We start from the raw sequence: 20061 nt of genomic DNA on the forward strand, positions 1-20061 counted from the left end.
ATATGTCAGGTTCGATTCGCAAGCGGTCCGTGGTGATCGCAGGACACCGCACGAGTATTTCGCTGGAGCCGGAATTTTGGACGGCACTCAAAGACATCGCGCGCCAGCGCAACGCATCGATCAACGATCTCGTGACCGAGATCGACAAGATGCGTGCAGTCAAGGACGAGGCCGGCAATTTGTCGAGCGCCTTGCGCGTCTATGTGCTGCAGGCTTTGACGGGCGGCAACTCGACCATGGGCGACGCCGTCCCCGCCTGATCGGCAAACTACTCGGCCTGGGTTTGGCGCTGGCGGTTTGGGGCAGTCCCGCCGCAGCGTTCGACCGGGACCAGGAATGGGAGCGCGGTGTCGCTGCCTTCGCGGCTGGCGATTTCGAATCCGCGTGGTTCCGGTTTTTTGGACTCGCCCGTGCGGGCGACGTCGAATCGCAATTCAATCTCGGACAGATGTACCGGACGGGGCGCGGCATCCAGCGCGACGTGCTGGAGGCCAAACGCTGGTACGAGCGCGCGGCGGCCCTTGGCTATGCGCCCGCGCAATTCCAACTCGGCGTGCTGTGGGAGCGCGGCGACGGCGTGCCGCCCGATCTCGTCGAAGCACGCAGCTGGTTTGCGCGCGCGGCCCAGCAGAATTTCGAACCGGCGCGCGAAGCGCTTGAAGCCGTCGAACAGATCCTGGCCGGGCGCGGGCGCCCGCTGCGCCAACCGCCCGCAACGGCCGCAACCGAAAACGCCGCCCCGCGCCCGAATCCGCCGGCCCGCCCCGGCCAGAATAGTCCGGGCCAGACCAGCCCGACGGCCGCAGCTCCGACCCCGCCAGCGCCAGCGGCTGCTCCGGCACGCGCGGCAAACCAGCCCGCACCGGCGGCGCGCACCGCTGCACAAACGACAACGCCGCCCGCAACCTCGCAACGTCGCGAGCCGGCCGGCGGCTGGCCCACAAGTGCCGGTGCGATCGCGCCGACACTTACCGTGCCGGCGACGGCCGCCCCTGCCCCGGTGCCTGCCCAGGGGCCTGCAGTAGCAAATTGACGCGCGGCCGGTCGGCGGCCCCGGCCAAGCCCACCACGGCGCGCGGCGCGTTTGCGGCGGCGCTCAAACCGAACGCCAGATCCAATCGCCAATTCGCGATGTCGAAATCGCCGACGAGATCGCCCGCGAGTTCGCGTGTCCCGCCGCGCAAGGCAAGGCGCGTATCAGTTGTGCGCGCCACACCCTTGGCGACGGTCCAGCTGCCGGCAAGATTGCGAAAATCGCTGCGCCCGCCGCGCGCGAGCAGGCGGCCAAGCTCGAGCAGATCGGGTGCCCGCCCGCCGCTGGCGAGCCGGTCGGCAATGCCGGAAAACTCGACGCCTTCGATCGAGCCTGTGGGTGCCGACATGCGGATCTGACCGGCGAGCCCCGCCGCCATTTCGGCCGCATCGCGCCCGGCCGTTGCAAGACGGCCCGACAGGCTCAACGGCCCGCGCAAGCTTTGCGGATTGCCGAACAGTGCGGCAAGGCGCGCGAGCTCGGCGTCGACAAGCGCAAACTCGACGGCGAGATCGGGACGCGGACCGCCGGTGAGGCGCATCGCAGCCTCGAGCCGTCCACCCCAAAAGCCGCCGACGAGCCGCGTGACCGTCAGGCCGTCGGGCGCAAAGGTCGCGGCGAGTTGGGCATCGGCCAAACTGAACGCATCGAACACCAGCGTGCGCGCGGCCAGGGCGAGATCGAAACGGCTGCCGCCGACAAGATCGAACTGCAGCGGCGTGCGCGCCCAGCCGCCGGGACCAGGCGGCGGCGGTTGGGCGGCGGCGGCGGCGCGCGCGGTTTGGCTGCGCGTCAAAAGCGGGCCGCGTTCGGGCGGGGCTGTCGCAGCCCGCGCAAAAAACGGCCCGAGATCGATGCGGTCGCCATTCAATTGCGCGCGCAATCGGCCGTCACGGAATGAAACTGCCCCGGTCGCCCGCTGGCCTGCGAGCGACAATTCGAGCGGGCTCAGCACTGCACTCTCGGTGGCGGGATCGACCGCAAGACGCCCGCGCATCGACAAAGCGCCCAGATGCCGCGCCACGTCAAGGCCGAGGCCGCGCAAGAACCGCGTCGCATCGGGCGCTTGCAGATCGAGCTGGCCGTCGCGCACGCGCAATTGGGCACCGGCAAAAGCGCGGACCGCTAACTCGTCGATGGCAAGCGTGTCGCCGGTGCGGGCGGCCGCCAGCACGATCCCTTCGGCCTCCCCGCCCGCCCAGCCAAGCCGCGCGAGGCGGATGCGCAGATCGAGATCGCCCATCGGCAATGCTGCCGCAAGGGCCGCAAGACCGGCCAGATCCGTGTCGGTCACACGCAGGTCGAGGGCGGTGCGCCCGGCTTCTTGCTGCAAAGCCCCGCTCGCCGCCAACAGACCGCCGCCGAGCTCGAACGCGGCGATGTCGAGCAGCGTGGTGCTCGCGCGCAGCGATCCTGCCACCGTGCCCAGCGCCGCGACGGGCCCTTCGAAGCGCGCCTCGAGAATATTCTCGCGCGGATCGTAGCTGCCCGCGAGCTTAAGCGGCGACACGCCCGCGAGCGCAAGGTCGACCGCGACATTCGATGCTTGCCAAGCGACTTCGCCGGTCGCCGCCAGATCGCCCCATTGCACGGCGACCTTCGCGCCCTCGCCCACGACCGCGACGGCGCGGCCGGCAAGCGTGCCTTCGATGCGCCACGCAGCGCCCGACGCCGCCCGTTCGAACGCGACCCCGTCGCCCGCAAAACGCAGGCGCTCGGCATCGCCCGAAATCTGCCCGGCCCGGCCGAACAGTTCGGCCGTACCCGCAAGTGCTGTGCCGGTCGCCGCCACGTCGCCAAGCCAGCCGACAGCCCCCAGCTCGATGCGCGCCACATGCAGTGTGCCGGGCCAGCCGTAATCGTAGGCAACCGGCCCCGCCACACGCGCAGGCTGGCCGACGGCTGCCCCGAGCCGTTCGGCAAGCAGGTCGGCTTCGCGCGCGGGGTCCGGCAGCAGCAACGCGACCGCGGCACCTGCAAGGGCCACGAGCCCCACAAGCCCAAAACCGGCCTTTTGGATGCGATTCATGGCGCGCATCCTTCCCGATTTCGGCCCCAGCCGCTACCCCAGAAACGCGCTGGGGAAAGAGGCTGGCAATGGCAGCCGCCGCCGTGCTATCGAGCGGGACAATCTACAAGAGCCGAAAGCAAAAAACGCCATGCTGGAAGATTTTCTTGCCTCGTTTACGCCGGATGCCTTCGTGGCTTTGGGCACGGTCATCATGATCGACCTGGTGCTCGCAGGCGACAATGCGGTCGTGATCGGCATGGCGGCTGCGGGCCTTCCGGCCGAGCAGCGCAACAAGGTACTGCTGATCGGCATCGCGGCCGCAACGGTGCTGCGCATTGCGTTTGCGAGCGTCACCACGCAGCTTTTGGGCATCGTCGGGCTGCTTTTTGCGGGCGGCGTGCTGCTGCTGTGGGTATCGTGGAAACTGTGGCGCGAAATCCGCGAGCAGGGCCGCCACGACGCCGAAGAAGGCGAGCGCGTGCTCGAAGGCCAGGAACCCGATGCCGGCACGCCGCGCAAGACGCTGCGCCAGGCCGTGATCCAGATCATCGTCGCCGACGTGTCGATGTCGCTCGACAACGTGCTGGCCGTGGCCGGTGCGTCGCGCGACCATCCTTACGTGCTGATTATCGGGCTCGCCGTGTCGGTGGTGCTGATGGGCGTCGCGGCCGTCGCGATCGCGAACCTGCTGCAGAAGCACAAATGGATCGCCTATGTCGGCTTCGCGCTGATCCTTTATGTCGCGTTGCAGATGATGTGGGACGGCGGGCACGAGATCTACAGAACGATCGGCGTTCCCGCTTAGACGAAGCGAACCTCGACCGTGCCGAACGGCCCGAAATCGGCCGTGAGCTTTTCGCCTTCTTTGGCGCGATAGAAACCCGTGCAGGTTCCGGTCGAGACGATCTCGCCGGCCTGCAAGCCCTCGGGCGTGGGCGGATTGTTGACGAGCCACCGCAACGCTTCGAGCGGATGGCCGAGCACGTCGGCCCCCGTCCCGCGTCCGACGATGCGCCGGCCCGCGCGCATCGTGACCGCGGCGGCCGCCAAATCGCGCCGCCGCCAGTTTTTGGCGGGTGCCCCGATCACGAGGGCCCCGTTGGCGCCGAGATCGGCGACAATCTCGGGCAAGGTCACGCGGCCCCAATCTCTATAGCGGCTGTCGATGATTTCGATGACCGGATAAAGATCTTCGACGGCGGCCAGCACTTCGGCGCGGCTATAGGGCTTCTTGCGCGGCTTGAGGGGCTTGGCGAGGGCAAACGCAAACTCGCCCTCGATGCCGCGCATCGGATAGCTCTGGCTCGGGATGGCAGCGCCGCCCGCAAAACAGCGCGGGGCGAGCACACGGCCCGCAAACGGCCCGTCGGCGCGCAGGATGGCGCGCGCAGCCGCACTCGTGCAGCCGATCTTCCAACCCGCCGGATCGATGGCGAGTTCGGCCACGAGTTTGGCCTGCACCGCATAGGCCTCTGCCATGTTGCGCGGGCGGCAGGCCTCGGGCAGTTCGGGCAAGGTCATGCCGATCGAATAGGATTGCAGCAGTTGATCCGCTGCTTCCGCGATCTGCGCTGCCGACAGTTTCTTGGCCATCAGTTGTTCCCGTACAGAAACTCCGGCAGCCACAAGGTGAGGCCCGGCCAGATATACATGAGCACCATGCACAGGATGACGATGAGCATATAGGGCATCATGCCCGCGAATATCTGGTTGATCGTCACGTGCGCAGGAGCAACGCCCTTCAGATAGAAGGCCGACATCGCAACCGGCGGCGACAGGAAGGCCGCCTGCAGATTGACGAACACCAAAACGCCCCACAGGATCGGGTCGATGCCGAAATGCTTGAGCATCGGCAAGAAGATCGGCACGAAAATCACGATGATTTCCGTCCATTCGAGCGGCCAGCCCAGGATGAAGATAATCGCCTGGGACAGCAGCATGAACTGGAACGGCGAAAGGTCGAGTGCGAGCACCCAGCTTTCGAGCAGCGCTTGGCCGCCCAGAATGGCGAACACGCCCGAGAAGATCGCCGAGCCCACGAACAGCCAGCACACCATCGCGGTGGTCTTGGCCGTGAGGAACACGGCTTCTTTCGTGCGCTTCATGTCGAGCGTGCCGGCATAGAGGGCGAGCAGGAACGCACCCGCCGCCCCCACGGCCGCCGACTCGGTCGCCGTCGTGATGCCGAACAGGATCACGACCAGCACGATCGCCGTCAGCAGCCCCAGCGGCATGATCGAGGTCGTCAGCAGCCGTACGACTTCGAGCCGTTCGGCCGTCATGCGCAGATAGTAGCGCGCCATCACGAACGCCATAAACGCCGTGATAATCCAGAACCACATCTGGAAGCCTTCGGGCGGCCCACGCTCGACGACTTCTTCTTCGATCGGATCGCCGAGCTGCTCGAGCACTTCCGAATAGTCGACGAGCGCGTCGGCCTGCTGGTGGACCATCACGTACCACCAGACGAGGGCAAGCGTGCCGCCGACGAGCAGGATCGGCACGAGTGCGAAGCCCAGATACTGCAACAGCAGGCCCGCACCGACGCGGCCCTTGCCGGTATCGATCGTCTTGGCTTTGGCGGGTGCCAACAAAGCGCCGACGAGCATGCGCGGCATGTTGCGCGAATAGGCGTCGCTTAAGCGATCGAGCCAAGTCGGGACCGGCACTTTTCTCTGCTCGGGCGGCAGAGGCGGGGCGATCCTCGGATTGAGGAGCGCCCAACCGACGATGTAGACGAGATAGAGGAAGGCCAGGAAAAAGCCGGGGAACATCGCGGCCGCATAGAGCTTCACGACCGACTGGCCGGCCACGGCCGCGTAGACGATGATCATAACCGAGGGCGGAATGAGAATGCCGAGCGTGCCGCCGGCGGTGATCACACCCGAGGCGAGCTTCACGTCGTAGCCTGCGCGCAGCATCGGATTGAAGGCGATGACACCCATCAGCACGACGACCGCCCCCACGAGGCCGCTCGCGATGCCCCAGAAGGTGCACACGATGAGCGTGGCGACCGCAAGGGCGGCGGGCACGTTGCGAAACGCGAGCTGCACCGAATAGAACATGCGGTCGACGAGGGCACCGCGCTCCATCACGTAGCCCATCAGCACGAAGAGCGGGATCGAGATCAGCACGTCGTTGGTCATCGCACCGTAGGTGCGCTGGACCATCAGGTCGAAGACGAGATTGTCGGTCCACGCCTGGCCCGATTTGAAATAGGCGATGAAGCCGAAAAGAATGCCGAGACCCATCAAGGTGAAGGCGGTGGGGAACCCCATCATGATCACGACCACGATGAGGACGAGCATCAACAGCCCGAGTGCGGGATCGCTCATGCTGTTTCAGGACTCCCCGCCGCGGCCGCGCTGGCGGGCGGCTTCGTCGATATCGTGGACATGGGCCAGCACCTGGCTGCGCGATTCCGCATCGACATGTTCGCTGCCTTCGAGCTGTTCGGCGATAACGTCGGTCTCCGACACGTCCTTGAGGCGGGCGGGCCATTCGCCGGTCTTGAGGCACACGACGCAGCGCACGATTTCGGCAAGGCCCTGCAGCATCACGAGGGCACCCGCAACCGGGATCACGGTCTTGAAATGGTAGATGGGCGGCCCGTCGGCGGTCACGCTCGAATGTTCGCCAATGCGCCAGCTGTCGGCCGCGAAGGACGAGCCCGCATAGACGAGAGCGGCAATGCCGGGCAGGAAAAACACGACATAGAGCACGATGTCGAGCATGGCTTGCGTGCGCGGGCGCATCGAGCTGTAGAGGAAATCGCCGCGCACATGCGCGTTCTGCGCCAGCGTGTAGGCGCCACACAGCATGAAGGTGGTGCCGTAGAGCATGTTGGTGGCGTCGAAGATCCACGCCGTCGGCGCGTTCAGAATGTAGCGTTTAAAGACTTCGGCGCACACGAGCAGCATGAGCCCCACGATCAGCCAGGCTGCCGCCTTGCCGACCCAGGTGCTGATGCCGTCGATCGCGAAAAGAAACCGTTGGACCGTCATCGCCCGTCTTTCTGCATCCATCCGAACAAGACGCCCGCCGACCTGTCGAGGTCGGCGGGCGTTTGTCGGTTCACCCCGTTCGGGCTAGGCGCGGCGATGCACGCCGCGTGCGCCGAAATAGTGGTCGTAGGCCATGCGGCGGCCGACGACCGTGTCCTGCTCCCACTTCGTCGCACGGCGCGCGAAGGCGATCTGCGATTCGAGGATTTCCTTGAACAGCGGATTTTCGGCCGCCTTCTTGGCCACGACCTCGTCGTAGACCTCGAGCTGGCGCTTCAAGACCGCATCGGGCGTGCGGAAGAAGCGCACACGGTCCTTGGTCTGCAGCTCGGCATAGTCGGTCGAATAGCGATCGACCGCCTTCCACGACATGTCCGACGACGCCGCTTCGACCGCGTTGTCGATGATCGCCCGCATCTTTTCGGGCAAGGCGTCGTAGCGCGCCTTGTTGAACATGATCTCGAACTGCTCGGCGTTCTGGTGGTAGCTCTGCAGCATGCAGATCTTCGAGACGTCGGCGAAGCCGAGAACGCGGTCGGACGAAGCGTTGTTGAACTCGGCTGCGTCGAGCAGACCGCGATCCATCGCCGAGACGATTTCGCCGCCCGGCAGCGCGTTGACGGCAACGCCCAGGGCGGTGAACACGTCGATCGAGATGCCGACTGTGCGGTATTTGAGGCCCTGCAGGTCTTCGATCTTCGTGATCGGCTTCTTGAACCAGCCGAGCGGCTGGGTCGGCATCGGCCCGTACGGGAACGACACGACGTTCGCACCGATCGAGGCGTAGAGCTTGGCGAGCAGCTCTTTGCCGCCGCCGTATTTGTGCCAGGACAGCAGCATGTTGGCGTCCATCGCGAAGCCGGGGCCCGAGCCCCAGAGGGCGAGTGCGGTCTGCTTGCCGTAGTGATAGACGAGCACGCCGTGGCCGCCGTCGAGCGTGCCGCGCGAGACCGCATCAAGCAGGCCGAAGGCCGGCACGACCGCACCCGCAGGCAGCACTTCGATGCGCAGATCGCCGCCGGTCATGTCGTTGACCTTCTTGGCGAAGTCGTTGGCGTATTCGTGGAAGATGTCGCGTGCGGGCCAGGTACTCTGCCAGCGCATTGTGATCGGGCCCTGCGCCTTCACCACGCTGGGGGCGGCGACGCTGGCGGCAGCGGCGGCCGCGAGCGAGGCAGTCAGGAACCGGCGCCGATCGGGCGCGGCTTTGGCGGTCTTGGTCATTGGGCTTGCTCCCTATTGGTTGTTTTGTCGAACCGGGGGTGGAAGGATTCGAGTTTCCCTCTCTTGATCGAGAGGCAACTTTGCTATCGAATCTTTCCTTTACGCAATAGGAACGTGAAATTCCGCCTAGTTTTTGCAGTGCACCAAATCACGAAGGTTTATCGTAAAATATGGCGATCGCGCTGGAAACCGATTTCGAAGCCTACGTCGCCGACGGCGTTGCGGTTGTGCGCGGCTTGGTCGATGCGGCAATGGTGGCGCGGCTCGCCGCCGCGATCGATCGCGCGATGGCAACGCCTGCCAAACGCGCGATCGAGTTCAACGCGCCCGGCGAGGCCGGTCGGTTTTTCGGCGACATGTTCATGTGGCGGCGGGATGCCGATTTCCGCGCGGCGTTTTTCGAAACGCAGGCGGCCGCCATTGCGGGTGCTGCCATGCAATCGGGCGAGGTGCGCCTATTCTACGACCAAGTGTTCGCCAAAGAACCCGCCACACCGCGCACGACCCCGTGGCACCAGGACTATCCTTATTGGCCGGTAACGGGCGACCAGTTCTGCACGGTCTATGTGGCACTCGACGAGATCGATGCCGAGAATGGCGGCGTCGAATACGTGGCGGGCTCGCATCGCTGGGGCAACGACTATCGCCCGGCCCCGTTCCGCGCAGGCGGCGAAGACGCCCAGCGCTACACGAACTCCCCGCTCGCCCCCGGCCCCGACATCGAAAACTTGCGCGCCACTCTCGACATTCGCCGCTACGCGCTTGCCCCCGGCGACGCGACGATCTTCCACGGCCGCCTCGTACATGGGGCACCCGGCAATGCGAGCCCCACACGCCGGCGCCGCACGCTTGCCTTGCGCTTTGCGGGCGACGATGCGCGCTGGCAAACCGGCATCAACACGTTCCAGGCGTTGCGCAAAGCCGGCCTCAAAACCGGCGACCCTTTGAGTGCGCGCCCCGACCTGTTCCCGATGCTGTGGCAGGCCGGAGCCTAGATCCGCACGACCTTGCCCGGATTCATGATGTTGTCGGGATCGAGCGCTTTTTTGAGCGTGCGCATGACCGAGACGGCGGCCCCGTGCTCGTCGTCGAGAAAGTCGATCTTGCCGTAGCCCACCCCGTGTTCGCCCGTGCACGTGCCTTCCATCGCGAGGGCGCGCGCAACCAGGCGGTCGTTGATGCGGTTGGCCTCGGCGATCTCTTCGGGCTTCGTGGGATCGAGCACGAAGGCCAGATGGAAATTGCCGTCGCCGACATGGCCCACGATGGGGGCGGGAAGATGCGTGCTTTCGAGATCCTTCTGCGTTTCGACGATGCAGTCGGCCAAGCGCGAGATCGGCACGCATACGTCGGTCGCCCACACCTGGCAGCCCGGGCGCAATGCCTTGGCGGCGTAGGCCGCGTCGTGGCGCGCCTGCCAGATGCGCTTGCGCTCGGCTGGATCGGTCGTCCACTGGAAATTCTCGCCGCCATTGTCGGCCGCGATCGCCTGCACCATGCCGGCCTGCTCGGCAACCGACGCTTCCGTGCCGTGGAATTCGAGCCACAGCGTGGGGACTGCCGCGAGATCGAGCTTCGAATAGCGCGCGATGGCGCCCATCTGCACGCCGTCGGCAAGCTCGATGCGCGCAACCGGCACGCCCGCCTGGATCGTCGCGATGGTGGTGTCGACAGCACCCTTCACGGTCGCGAAGGTGCACATCGCCACGCTCGAGGCTTCGGGAATGCCGTAGAGCCGCAGCGTGACTTCCGTTATCACGCCGAGCGTGCCTTCCGAGCCCACGAACAGGCGCGTGAGATCGTAGCCCGCCGACGATTTGCGCGCGCGCCGTGCGGTGCGGATCACGCGCCCGTCGGCCAGCACCACTTCGAGCGACAGCACGTTCTCGCGCATCGTGCCGTAGCGCACGGCGTTGGTGCCCGAAGCGCGCGTGGCCGTCATGCCACCCAGCGACGCGTCGGCCCCCGGATCGATCGGGAAGAACAGGCCGGTGTCGCGCAGATGGTCGTTGAGCTGCTTGCGCGTGACACCCGGCTGCACGCGCACATCGAGATCCTCGGCATTGACCGCAAGGATGCGGTTCATGCGCGAGAGATCGATGCAAATGCCGCCGTGCAGTGCTGCCGTATGGCCTTCGAGCGACGTGCCTGTGCCGAAGGGCACAACCGCCAACCGATGGCGCGCGCAGATCTTCACGATCGCGGCGACCTCATCGGTCGATTCGGCGAACGCCACCGCATCGGGCGGGATCGAATGGTGGTAGGCCTCGCCCTTGCCGTGCTGCTCGCGCACGGCACCTGCAGTCGAGAGCCGCTCGCCGATCAGCGCTTTGATCTCGGCGATCGCGCCGTCGCGCGCGACCGGGTTGGAAGCTTTGATTTGGGCCATGCTGGCCATGTTCGCGATCCCTCGGCTGGTGCTTCTGTTTGGATGCAAGCCTAGTCCGCTTGCGCCGTTTTCGCAATGTGCGCGGCTGCCACACGCACGCGCTCGCGCCATATCGTATAGAGCCCGGCTGCGACGACGACCGAAGCCCCCCACCAGACATTCGCGGGCGGCCATTCGTGCCAAAAGACGAGCCCGATGATCGAGGCCCAGACGAGCTCGGTATACTGCAAGGGGGCGACCGCCCCCACGGGGGCGAGCCGCATCGCGCGGAAGCTCAAAAACTGCCCGCCGATCAACGCGGCCGCAAGGGCTGCTGCAACGCCCCACATGAAATCGGGCACAGGGATTGCCACGAACGGCAGAAAGGCGGCACTCGCGCACAGCAGGAAGGCCCCTTGCGTGAGCATCATCGTGATGTCGCTCTCGGTCGCCGACAGCACACGCACCATCGTCATGCCGAGTGCGTAGAGGGCGGCCGAAGCGAGCGCCCACAAGGCACCCGCCGCAACGACGCCGTCGGCGGCATCGGGGCCGACGATGATGCCCACACCGACCAGCCCCAATGCCAGCGCCGCCCAGCGATGCACGCCCACGCGCTCGCGCAACAGCACCACCGAAAACGCCGTCATCAGCAAGGGAGCCACGAAACAGATCGCCACGGCCGTGGCGAGCGGCAGCGTGCGCAGGCATTCGAGAAAACCGTAGACGGCACCGATCGAGATGGCGCCGCGCGCGGCATGCGCCCAGGGGCGCTTGGTACGGAACGCGGCGGCCCCGTGCACGAACCACGCGAACGGCACGAGGACGACCAGCACATAGGCCGAGCGGAGTGCGACGAGCTGGAAGACCGGCAACTGGCCGACCGAAAATTTCGACAGCGCATCCATGACCGACAGCACGAACATGCCGGCCAGCATGTAGACGATGCCGGCCAGCGGCCGGTTGTGGCGGCCGACACTATCCGGGCGCTGGGAAGAAGAGAGGTCGCTCATCGCCCCTCTATAGACGCTCAGCACCGCCGCCGACAGAAGCCGATTGTCAGGCGACATTCCCGGCCCGGTTGGCGGACCCCGGCGACGCTTACGCTTGCCGCAGGTTGGCGACGATGCCGCCAACGTCGCTGCGCAACCGGTCGGCTTGTGCTGCCAAGTCGCGCGACTGGGTTTCGAGCGCCCCCGTGCGCTCGGCGGCTGCCGCCGCATCCGCAACGATCTCGGCCATCATGTCGGAAACCCCGCTGGTCGTTGCGGCCGTCTGCGCGACGTTGCTTGCGATGGCGCTCGTAGACTGGTTCTGATTCTCGACCGCATCGACGATGGCGCCGGCATAGCGCTGCACTTCGCCGAATGCACCGCGCACGTCGCCGATCGTCTCGACCACGCGGTCCGTCGCCGTGCGGATCGCTGTGATCTGGCGGCCGATATCTTCGGTGGCGCGCGCGGTCTGCAGGGCGAGCGACTTCACCTCTCCCGCCACCACCGCGAAGCCCTTGCCGGCATCGCCGGCGCGGGCGGCTTCGATCGTGGCGTTGAGGGCCAGCAGATTGGTCTGGCCCGCGATCTCGGCGATCAGCTTGGCGACGTCGCCGATCTTCTGGGCCGCCTCAGCAAGGATCGCGATCTCGCGGTCGGTGCGCGCGACGGCGTCGTTGGCGGTCGCGACACTCTGCGAGGATTGCTGCGCTTGGCCGCGCACCTCGTGGATCGAAGCGGCAAGCCGCTCGCATTCGGCGGCAAAACCGCCGACGGCTTGCGAGGCTTCGACGGCCGAGGATGCCGCGCGCGTCGAGCCCTGGCGAATGCGCGCCGAGTTCGCGACGAGTTCGGCCGCCGTCCCTTGGCCGGCTTGTGCGGCCGCGACGACGCGTTCGATCACGTCGCGCACGCGCGCTTCGAGCGTTTGGGCGAGCGTGTCGAGCGCTTGGCGACGTTCGGCGGCCGACTGTGCGGCTTGCGCTTCGCGCGCCTGCGCCTGGCGTACCTGGTCGGCCAGCAGGCCCTGGCGAAACAGCTCGACCGCTTTGCCGATGCGCCCGATCTCGTCGCTGCGCTTGGCTTCCGTGAACTCGACATCAAGTTCGCCCGCCGCCAGCCGGTTCATGGTTTCGGTCAGGTGTGCAAGCGGCCGCACGATCGACAGCAGCAAGCCGACGCCGACCGCGACTGCGATCACGACCAAGCCGACGGCGAGAGCGACGCCCGCGATCAAATCCTGGCGCCGGGCGCCGAGTTCGGCGGCGTTCGCGGCGGCAAGATCGGCCAGCAAGGCGGTTTCGGCATTTTGTGCTGCACGGCCGCGGGCCGCCGCCGCATCGAGCCACGCGTCGCCCGCCATCCGCTCGCCCGCCAACAGACGCGTGCGCAAGGCCGCGATCGCCGCCCCGTCGCTGCCGGAGAGGGCCGACAAGCCCGCCGCCTTGATCGAGCCGTCGGCAAAGGATTCGAACAAGGTCGCATAGACGGTCTGTTCCGCCCCGAAGCTGCGCAAGTTCGACAGATCGGGGGCCGCCATCGCACCGGCAGTCGCAAGGTTGCGCGCAACGAACACGGTTTCGCGCGCCGCCGCATCTTTGGCGCGGAGCAGAAACACGTACGCGTTGACGCGCGCCGAGATTTCGGGTGCGGCCCCGAGCCCGGCAATCTCGCCCACTACATCGAGCATGCGTGCGATCGTCGTATCGAAGTAGGCGGCTGTCTCGGCAGGGCCGAGGCGGCCCGCATCGAACTCCGCACGACGCCCGTCGAGATTGCCGAAAGCTTCGCCTGCGCGCGCAAACGCATCGGCGAAGCGCTTGCCGAAACGCTCCTGCGTGATGCGGTCGGCGACTTCGTAGAGCCGGGCGCTCGCGGCGTCGGTCGTCGCACGCTGTGCGCGCAGGTCCGCGCGCGAGGCCCCTGCCGCCAGGGCAGCTTGCGACGCGGAGTTCTCGAGTTGCAGCGCGTGCAAGGTGGGGCCAAGACGTCCGGCCAGTTCGACCACATCGGCGATGCGCTGGGTGTCGCCAAGGGTGCGCCAACCCTCGAGGCCGCGCTGAATTGCAAGCCCGCACAGGCCCAGCAGCGGGATCAGCAGCAGAAGAACGATTTTGCGGCGAAGGTCGAGCATGGCGGATTTCCCGGCGAAACGAACGCGTGCGAAACGCACGCCGATGCGTTTCGGATCGGGGGCGACGAAGGTTACGCGGGGCCGAACCCGCCGCCGCCCGGCGTTTCGATGACGAAAACGTCGCCGGGCTCGACCTGCCATTGCGCGGTCGCCCCCTTCTCCTCGATTCGGCCGTCGACGCGCACGACCCAATTGCGGCCGAGTTTTCCAGCCTTGCCGCCTTCAAGGCCGAACGGGGCGACGATACGGCGGTTGGCGAGGATCGCGCAGGTCATTGCTTCGAGGAAGCGGATCTTGCGCACCACGCCGTCGCCGCCACGATTGCGCCCTCCCCCGCCCGAATCTCGGCGGATCGAGAAACTTTCGACGCGCACGGGGAAGCGCCATTCGAGCACTTCGGGATCGGTCAGGCGCGAATTGGTCATGTGCGTCTGCACCGCATCCGTGCCGTCGAAATCGGGGCCCGCGCCCGAGCCGCCCGCGATCGTCTCGTAATACTGATGGCGGGCATTGCCGAAGGTGAAGTTGTTCATGGTCCCTTGCGCACCGGCCATCGCACCCAGTGCGCCGTAGAGACAGTCCGTCACGGTCTGCGAGGTCTCGACATTGCCCGCGACGACGGCAGCCGGATAGCGCGGCCGCAGCATCGAGCCTTCGGGGATGCGCACCTCAAGCGGCTTCAACACGCCCGCATTCATCGGAATGTCGCCGGGGACGAGCGTGCGGAACACGTAGAGGACTGCCGCCATGCAGACGGCGGCGGGCGCGTTGAAATTGTTCGGGCGCTGCGCGGAAGTGCCCGCAAAGTCGATAATCGCACTGCGCGCCTGCCGGTCGATCGAAATCACGACGCGCACGACCGCGCCGTCGTCCATCGCGTACTCGAACGCGCCGTCTTTAAGCACGTCCAGCACGCGGCGCACTTGTTCTTCGGCATTGTCCTGCACATGGCCCATATAGGCGCGCACGGTGTCGAGCCCGAAATCGCGCACCATCTTGCGCAGCTCCTGGGCACCCTTCTCGCACGCCGCGATCTGCGCTTTGAGATCGCCGATATTCTGGGCGGGATTGCGCGCGGGGTACCGCCCGCTTTGCAGCAAGGCCACCATCTCGGCCTCGCGCAGACGGCCTTCTTCGACGAGCAGGAAATCGTCGATCAGCACGCCCTCTTCTTCGACGCTCGTCGAATCGGGCGGCATTGAGCCCGGCGTGAGGCCGCCAATATCGGCCTGGTGGCCGCGACTTGCGACGAAAAACAGGATCTCCGCTCCTGCTTCGTCGAACACCGGCATCACGACGGTGACGTCCGGCAGATGCGTGCCGCCATTGTAGGGCGCGTTCAGCACATAGACATTGCCCGGCCGCATCGTGCCTTCGCGCGCGCGTGTGACGGCGGCCACACTCTCGCCCATCGAGCCCAGATGGACAGGCATGTGCGGCGCGTTGGCGATGAGGTTGCCGGCCCGGTCGAACAGCGCGCACGAAAAATCCAAGCGCTCTTTGATGTTGACCGAAAACGCCGTGTTCTGCAGCGCCACGCCCATCTGCTCGGCGATCGACATGAACAGATTGTTGAAGACCTCGAGCATCACCGGATCGACCTTGGTGCCTGCCGCATGCGAGCGGACGATCGCCGCCACGCGGCGCAGCACGAGATGGTCCTTCGCCGTGACCTCCGCCTGCCAGCCCGGCTCAACGATCGTGGTGGCGTTGGCGTCGGCAAGGATCGCGGGGCCATCCACGCGCATGCCGGGCTTGAGCCTTTCGCGGCGATAGATCGGCGCATCGACAAAAGCTCCATCGGCGAACATTCGCACGTTCGCGTCTGCGGCCGGCGGTTCGGGATCGCCGCATGCGACGGTCGCATCGTCGCTCGCCTCCGATCGGCCGATCGCCTCGATCGCGACTTGCTCGACGACGATCGCCTTGCCCGGCAGCGTAAAGCCGTAGCGCTGGCGATGCGCCTCCGCGAATTCGGCCCGCATGGTGACGAGCGGCGCATCGGCAACCGGCAACGTGGAATCCGTACCCTCGTATTTGAGATGCAAACGGCGCTGGACCTCGATCTTGTCGCCCGGCACGTCCTGGCGGCGCAGCTCGGTCAAACCTTCGGCGGCGAGCGCGTCGAGATCGGCGGCGATGCTGGGGAGCAGGCTTTCTTCGAGGCGCCGTTCGACCGCGCGCTCGCGCAACACGCGCAGGTCGGCCAAGCCCATGCCGTAGGCCGACAGCACGCCCGCAAACGGATGCACGAACACGGTGCGCATGCCGAGCGCGTCGGCCACTTTGCAGGCGTGCTGGCCGCCAGCCCCGCCGAAGCAATTCAGCGCGTAGCCTTGCACGTCGTAGCCGCGCTGGATCGAGATCTGCTTGATGGCATTCGCCATGTTCTCGACAGCGATCTTGAGGAAGCCTTCGGCGACTTCTTCGGGCGTCGTGGGCTTGCCCGTCGCGGTCGCGACGCGGGCGGCCAGGGCCGCGAATTTTTCGCGCACAATGTCGGCATCGAGCGGCGCGTCGCCGGTGGAGCCGAACAGCTTCGGGAAAAACGCAGGCACGATCTTGCCGACCATGACGTTGGCGTCTGTGACTGCGAGCGGCCCGCCGCGGCGATAGCAGGCGGGGCCTGGATTGGCGCCGGCACTGTCGGGGCCGGCGCGAAAGCGCGCCCCGTCGAAATGCAGGATCGAGCCGCCGCCGGCCGCGACCGTGTTGATCTTCATCATGGGCGCGCGCATGCGCACGCCCGCCACGATCGTCTCGAAGGTGCGCTCGAAGGCGCCGTTGTAGAGGGCGACGTCGGTGGACGTTCCGCCCATGTCGAAGCCGATGATCTTGTCGAACCCGGCCGAAGCACCCGTGGCCGCCGCGCCCACAATGCCGCCCGCCGGGCCCGACAGGATCGAGTCTTTGCCCTGGAACAGGCGCGCATCGACAAGCCCGCCGTTCGACTGCATGAACAAGAGCCGCGTTTCGCCAAGGGCAGTCGCCACGCGGTCCACATAGCTGCGCAGGATCGGCGACACGTAGGCGTCCACCACCGTCGTGTCGCCGCGCCCGACGAGCTTCATCAAGGGCGACACGGCGTGGCTCGCCGAGATTTGGGTAAAGCCGATGCGCCGCGCGATCGCGGCCACCGCCTGTTCGTGCGCGGGATAGCGATAGCCGTGCATCAGCACGATCGCGAGCGCGCGAATGCCGTCGTCGTAGGCTTTCTGCAATGCGGCTTCGGCCGCCGCCTCGTCGAGCGCTTGCACAAGCGTGCCGTCGGCGGCGACGCGCTCGACGATCTCGAGGCTGCATTCGTAGAGCAGCTCGGGCAGCTCGATCTTGCGCACAAAAAGCTTGGGCCGATTCTGGTAGGCGATGCGCAGCTGGTCGGCGAAGCCCGCCGTGATCGCGAGCGCCACGCGTGCACCCTTGCGCTCCAGGAGCGCATTGGTCGCAACCGTGGTGCCCATCTTGACCGCGTCGATGGGTCGGCCTGCAAGGCTTGCGTCGGCCGGCAAGCCCAGCAGATCGCGTATCCCCTGCAAGGCTGCATCGTCGTAGCGCCCTGGGTTTTCCGACAGCAGCTTGTGCGTGGCGAAGCTGCCGTCGGGCCGCTTGGCGACGATATCGGTGAAAGTGCCGCCGCGGTCGATCCAGAATTGCCAGCCGGTCATGCCGAGGAGGCTAACGCGTCATGCGGCCTGCCGCCAACTGCCGCGAAGCAACCTCCGGCGTTCGACGGCACCCGACACGCCGGCAAACGCGTTGCGCGCCAACGCACAAGCGAACAGCCGGTCTGGATTTTCGCCGGGCATATGCAAGCCCATCGGGGCGGCGGGCACAAAGCCGAAGCGCTTGTAGTAGCCGATGTCGCCGACCAAAACGACGCGTGCTGCATTCATCCAGGCGGCCGCGTCGAGCGTGTCGCGGATGAGGGCAACTCCGATGCCGCGGCCTTTCAAGGCGGGCTCGGCCGCGACGGGGCCGAGCAGCAACGCGTCATGGCCGCCGATTGCGACGGGCCAATAGCGGATCGTGCCGAGGATGCGGCCGTCGGCGTCGGCGCGCGCGACGCGCGACAATTCCCGCACCGGCGGCACGTCCGACCGGTAGCGGTACGAGATTTTGGCGTGCCGGTCGGGGCCGAAAGCCCGGTCGAGCAGGGTTTCGATGGCCGACCCGTCTTCGGGCCGTTCGGTGGTCAGGTGGAACATGGAATCCTCAAGCGGCAAAGCGGTGACGTCGATCAGCGACGCGCGCGATTGCCGGAGAGGACGGGCTTAATTTATGGGTAAAACGAAAAGCCGGTCGGACGACGAATCAACGCGCACAAGGGCCGAAGCCCTGCGCTCGTCGTCGCAACCGAAGAAGACCGGCGTTTTCCATGGTTTCTATTTAGACGACGACGCGGCCGGCCGTCAAACCTTGAATTTGGGGTCGAGCCAGTCGCGCAAGCTGTCGCCGAACAGATTGAAGGCAAAGACGGCGACCGAGATGGCGAGGCCCGGAAACAGGATCATCCAGGGCGCTTCGCGGTAGAAGTCCGACGCATTGCCCGACAGCATGAGGCCCCAGGCGGGCGTGGGCTCGGTGACGCCGAGGCCGAGGAACGACAGCGAGGCTTCGAGCAGGATCGCCTGGGCGATGAAGGCCGTGAACATGATGAGGAACGGGGCCGAGACGTTCGGCACCATGTGGCGGAAGATGATGCGCGTGTGGCTGAAGCCTGCCGCACGTGCGGCGTCGATATAAGGCATCTCGCGGATCGAAAGTGCTGCCGAGCGCACGACGCGCGCGACCTTCGGCACGATCGGGATCGCGATGGCGACGATGAGGTTCACGTCCACGCCGCCCACGAGATTGCGGCCCAGCATCGCCACGACGACGAGGGCCAGCACGATGATCGGGAAGGCCAGCATCACGTCGATGAAGCGCTGCACGGCCATGTCGATGCGCCCGCCGAAATAGGCCGACGACACGCCGACGACGGCCCCCAGCGTGCAGCCGAACAGCGACGAGAAGAAGCCGATCGTGAGAGCGGTGCGCGCGCCGTAGATCACGCGGCTGAAAATGTCGCGCCCGAACGCGTCGGTCCCCATCGGATGTTCAGCCGAGGGTGCCGCCAGCATCGCGCCGAAATCGATCGTCAGCGGATCGAACGGGGCGACGAGCTCGGCGAACATGCCCGCAAACAGCATCACAAGGATGGCGACACCCGAGATCGCACCCAACGGCTGGGCAATGCAGAACTCGACGATGGCCGGGCGGCGCTTGCGGATATTGTAGGTAACGGTGGGTTGGGATACGGCCGCCATATCACTTGCTCCCGTAGCGGATGCGCGGATCGAGCCAGGCATAGAGCAGGTCGACGACCAGATTGGTCACGATGAACACGACTGCGATCAGCATGACGATGGACTGGATCAGCGTGAAATCGTTGCGGCTGATCGCCTGCACGAACAGGCGGCCGAGGCCGTTCAAGTTGAAGACCTGCTCGGTCACCACGAGGCCGCCGATCAGGAACGCGAATTCGAGGCCGATCACAGTGATGGCGGGCAGCATCGCGTTGCGCATGGCGTGGCGCGAGACGACGAGCTTCTCGAACACGCCCTTGGCGCGCGCGGTGCGGATATAGTCTTCCTTCATCACTTCCACGATCGACGAGCGCACCATGCGCGCCACGACCGCCGAATAGCGGTAGCCCACGGCCAAAGCGGGCCAAATGAGCTGGCTGATATTGGCAACCGGATCGACGTAGAACGGCGTGTAGGTGATCGGCGGCAGCCAGTTGAAGAGATAAAGCAGACCCAGAATGATGATCATGCCGAGCCAGAAGCTCGGCACGGCCAGACCTGCGATGGTGACAATACGTATCGTGTAGTCGATCCACGTGTCTTTGAACAAAGCCGACAGCGTGCCGAGCGGGATGGCGATCAAGATCGCGATCACCGTCGCCATCACCGCGACCTGCAAAGTGAGCTCGAGGCGAAGCGAAATCTCCTCGACCACCGGCCGGTCGGTCCACATCGAATTGCCGAGATTGAGCGTGGCGAGGCCCGTCATCCACTGACCGAATTGCACGATCATGGGCTGATCGAGGCCCAGGCGCGCGCGCTCCTTCTCGATCGTCTCTTGCGTCACGCTGCCGCCGTCGCCGCGCAGTTTTACCTCGACAATGTCCCCCGGCACGACCCTGAGCATGAAGAAGATCAGGATCGCGACCCCGACCAAGGTCGGGATCATCAGGAGGGTGCGGTTGGCGAGATATCCGAGCATCGGCGACGGCGGCTTTCTGTGACGTGGA

16 protein-coding genes are annotated in these 20061 nt (G+C 66.2%); 4 read left to right on the forward strand and 12 right to left on the reverse strand.

Features of this window, described 5'->3' with window-relative positions; translation table 11 throughout:
• The first annotated feature begins 2 nt into the window (after positions 1 to 2).
• Both O9320_17270 and O9320_17275 read left to right on the forward strand, forming a co-directional pair.
• Positions 3 to 260, forward strand: a complete 258-nt coding sequence (locus tag O9320_17270; GenBank protein ID MCZ8312598.1) for a ribbon-helix-helix domain-containing protein — start codon at positions 3 to 5, stop codon at positions 258 to 260.
• 23 nt (positions 261 to 283) lie between these two features.
• A complete protein-coding gene (locus O9320_17275) occupies positions 284 to 1033 on the forward strand; it encodes a tetratricopeptide repeat protein (GenBank protein ID MCZ8312599.1) in 750 nt (249 codons plus the stop codon).
• Here O9320_17275 and O9320_17280 read toward each other — a convergent pair.
• Entirely contained in the window at positions 969 to 3062 is a 2094-nt protein-coding gene (locus O9320_17280; protein MCZ8312600.1) for an AsmA family protein, read from the reverse strand. The genes O9320_17275 and O9320_17280 overlap by 65 nt on opposite strands.
• Positions 3063 to 3192: 130 nt before the next feature.
• On the opposite strand from O9320_17280, the gene O9320_17285 reads away from it, so the two are divergent.
• Entirely contained in the window at positions 3193 to 3849 is a 657-nt protein-coding gene (locus O9320_17285; GenBank protein MCZ8312601.1) for a TerC family protein, read from the forward strand.
• Here O9320_17285 and O9320_17290 read toward each other — a convergent pair.
• The 4 genes from O9320_17290 to O9320_17305 form a co-directional block, all read right to left on the reverse strand.
• Entirely contained in the window at positions 3846 to 4637 is a 792-nt protein-coding gene (locus O9320_17290; protein MCZ8312602.1) for a fumarylacetoacetate hydrolase family protein, read from the reverse strand. The genes O9320_17285 and O9320_17290 overlap by 4 nt on opposite strands.
• Positions 4637 to 6379 (reverse strand): TRAP transporter large permease subunit, encoded by a 1743-nt coding sequence (locus O9320_17295; protein MCZ8312603.1) that lies wholly within the window; start codon positions 6377 to 6379, stop codon positions 4637 to 4639. The genes O9320_17290 and O9320_17295 overlap by 1 nt, the downstream gene beginning before the upstream one ends.
• A 6-nt stretch (positions 6380 to 6385) precedes the next feature.
• The gene (locus O9320_17300) at positions 6386 to 7048 is read right to left on the reverse strand and encodes a TRAP transporter small permease subunit (GenBank protein ID MCZ8312604.1); all 663 of its coding nucleotides are present in this window, start codon (positions 7046 to 7048) and stop codon (positions 6386 to 6388) included.
• A gap of 84 nt (positions 7049 to 7132) precedes the next feature.
• The gene (locus O9320_17305; GenBank protein ID MCZ8312605.1) at positions 7133 to 8272 is read right to left on the reverse strand and encodes a TRAP transporter substrate-binding protein; all 1140 of its coding nucleotides are present in this window, start codon (positions 8270 to 8272) and stop codon (positions 7133 to 7135) included.
• Positions 8273 to 8442: 170 nt separating this feature from the next.
• Between O9320_17305 and O9320_17310 the strand changes: the two genes are divergently transcribed.
• Positions 8443 to 9267, forward strand: coding sequence for a phytanoyl-CoA dioxygenase family protein (locus O9320_17310; GenBank protein ID MCZ8312606.1), 825 nt, complete (start codon positions 8443 to 8445; stop codon positions 9265 to 9267).
• Here the strand turns inward: O9320_17310 and O9320_17315 are convergent.
• The 7 genes from O9320_17315 to O9320_17345 all read right to left on the reverse strand — a co-directional run bounded on the left by O9320_17315 (position 9264) and on the right by O9320_17345 (position 20033).
• Positions 9264 to 10670 carry an FAD-binding protein gene (locus O9320_17315; GenBank protein MCZ8312607.1) on the reverse strand — a complete coding sequence of 469 codons (1407 nt, stop codon included), beginning with the start codon at positions 10668 to 10670 and terminating at the stop codon, positions 9264 to 9266. The two genes, O9320_17310 and O9320_17315, sit on opposite strands and share 4 nt — an antisense overlap.
• Positions 10671 to 10711: 41 nt before the next feature.
• The gene (locus tag O9320_17320) at positions 10712 to 11710 is read right to left on the reverse strand and encodes a DMT family transporter (protein ID MCZ8312608.1); all 999 of its coding nucleotides are present in this window, start codon (positions 11708 to 11710) and stop codon (positions 10712 to 10714) included.
• 31 nt (positions 11711 to 11741) lie between these two features.
• Positions 11742 to 13766, reverse strand: a complete 2025-nt coding sequence (locus tag O9320_17325) for a methyl-accepting chemotaxis protein (GenBank protein ID MCZ8312609.1) — start codon at positions 13764 to 13766, stop codon at positions 11742 to 11744.
• A 71-nt stretch (positions 13767 to 13837) separates the two neighbouring features.
• Positions 13838 to 17431, reverse strand: a complete 3594-nt coding sequence (locus tag O9320_17330; protein MCZ8312610.1) for a hydantoinase B/oxoprolinase family protein — start codon at positions 17429 to 17431, stop codon at positions 13838 to 13840.
• Positions 17432 to 17449: 18 nt separating this feature from the next.
• The gene (locus O9320_17335; GenBank protein MCZ8312611.1) at positions 17450 to 17971 is read right to left on the reverse strand and encodes an N-acetyltransferase; all 522 of its coding nucleotides are present in this window, start codon (positions 17969 to 17971) and stop codon (positions 17450 to 17452) included.
• A 204-nt stretch (positions 17972 to 18175) separates the two neighbouring features.
• Entirely contained in the window at positions 18176 to 19072 is an 897-nt protein-coding gene (locus tag O9320_17340) for an ABC transporter permease (protein ID MCZ8312612.1), read from the reverse strand.
• Between the two features lies 1 nt (position 19073).
• Positions 19074 to 20033, reverse strand: a complete 960-nt coding sequence (locus O9320_17345) for an ABC transporter permease (GenBank protein ID MCZ8312613.1) — start codon at positions 20031 to 20033, stop codon at positions 19074 to 19076.
• Positions 20034 to 20061: the final 28 nt, after the last annotated feature.

This window comes from Magnetospirillum sp., assembly GCA_027532905.1.
Classification (GTDB): Bacteria; Pseudomonadota; Alphaproteobacteria; order CACIAM-22H2; family CACIAM-22H2; genus Tagaea.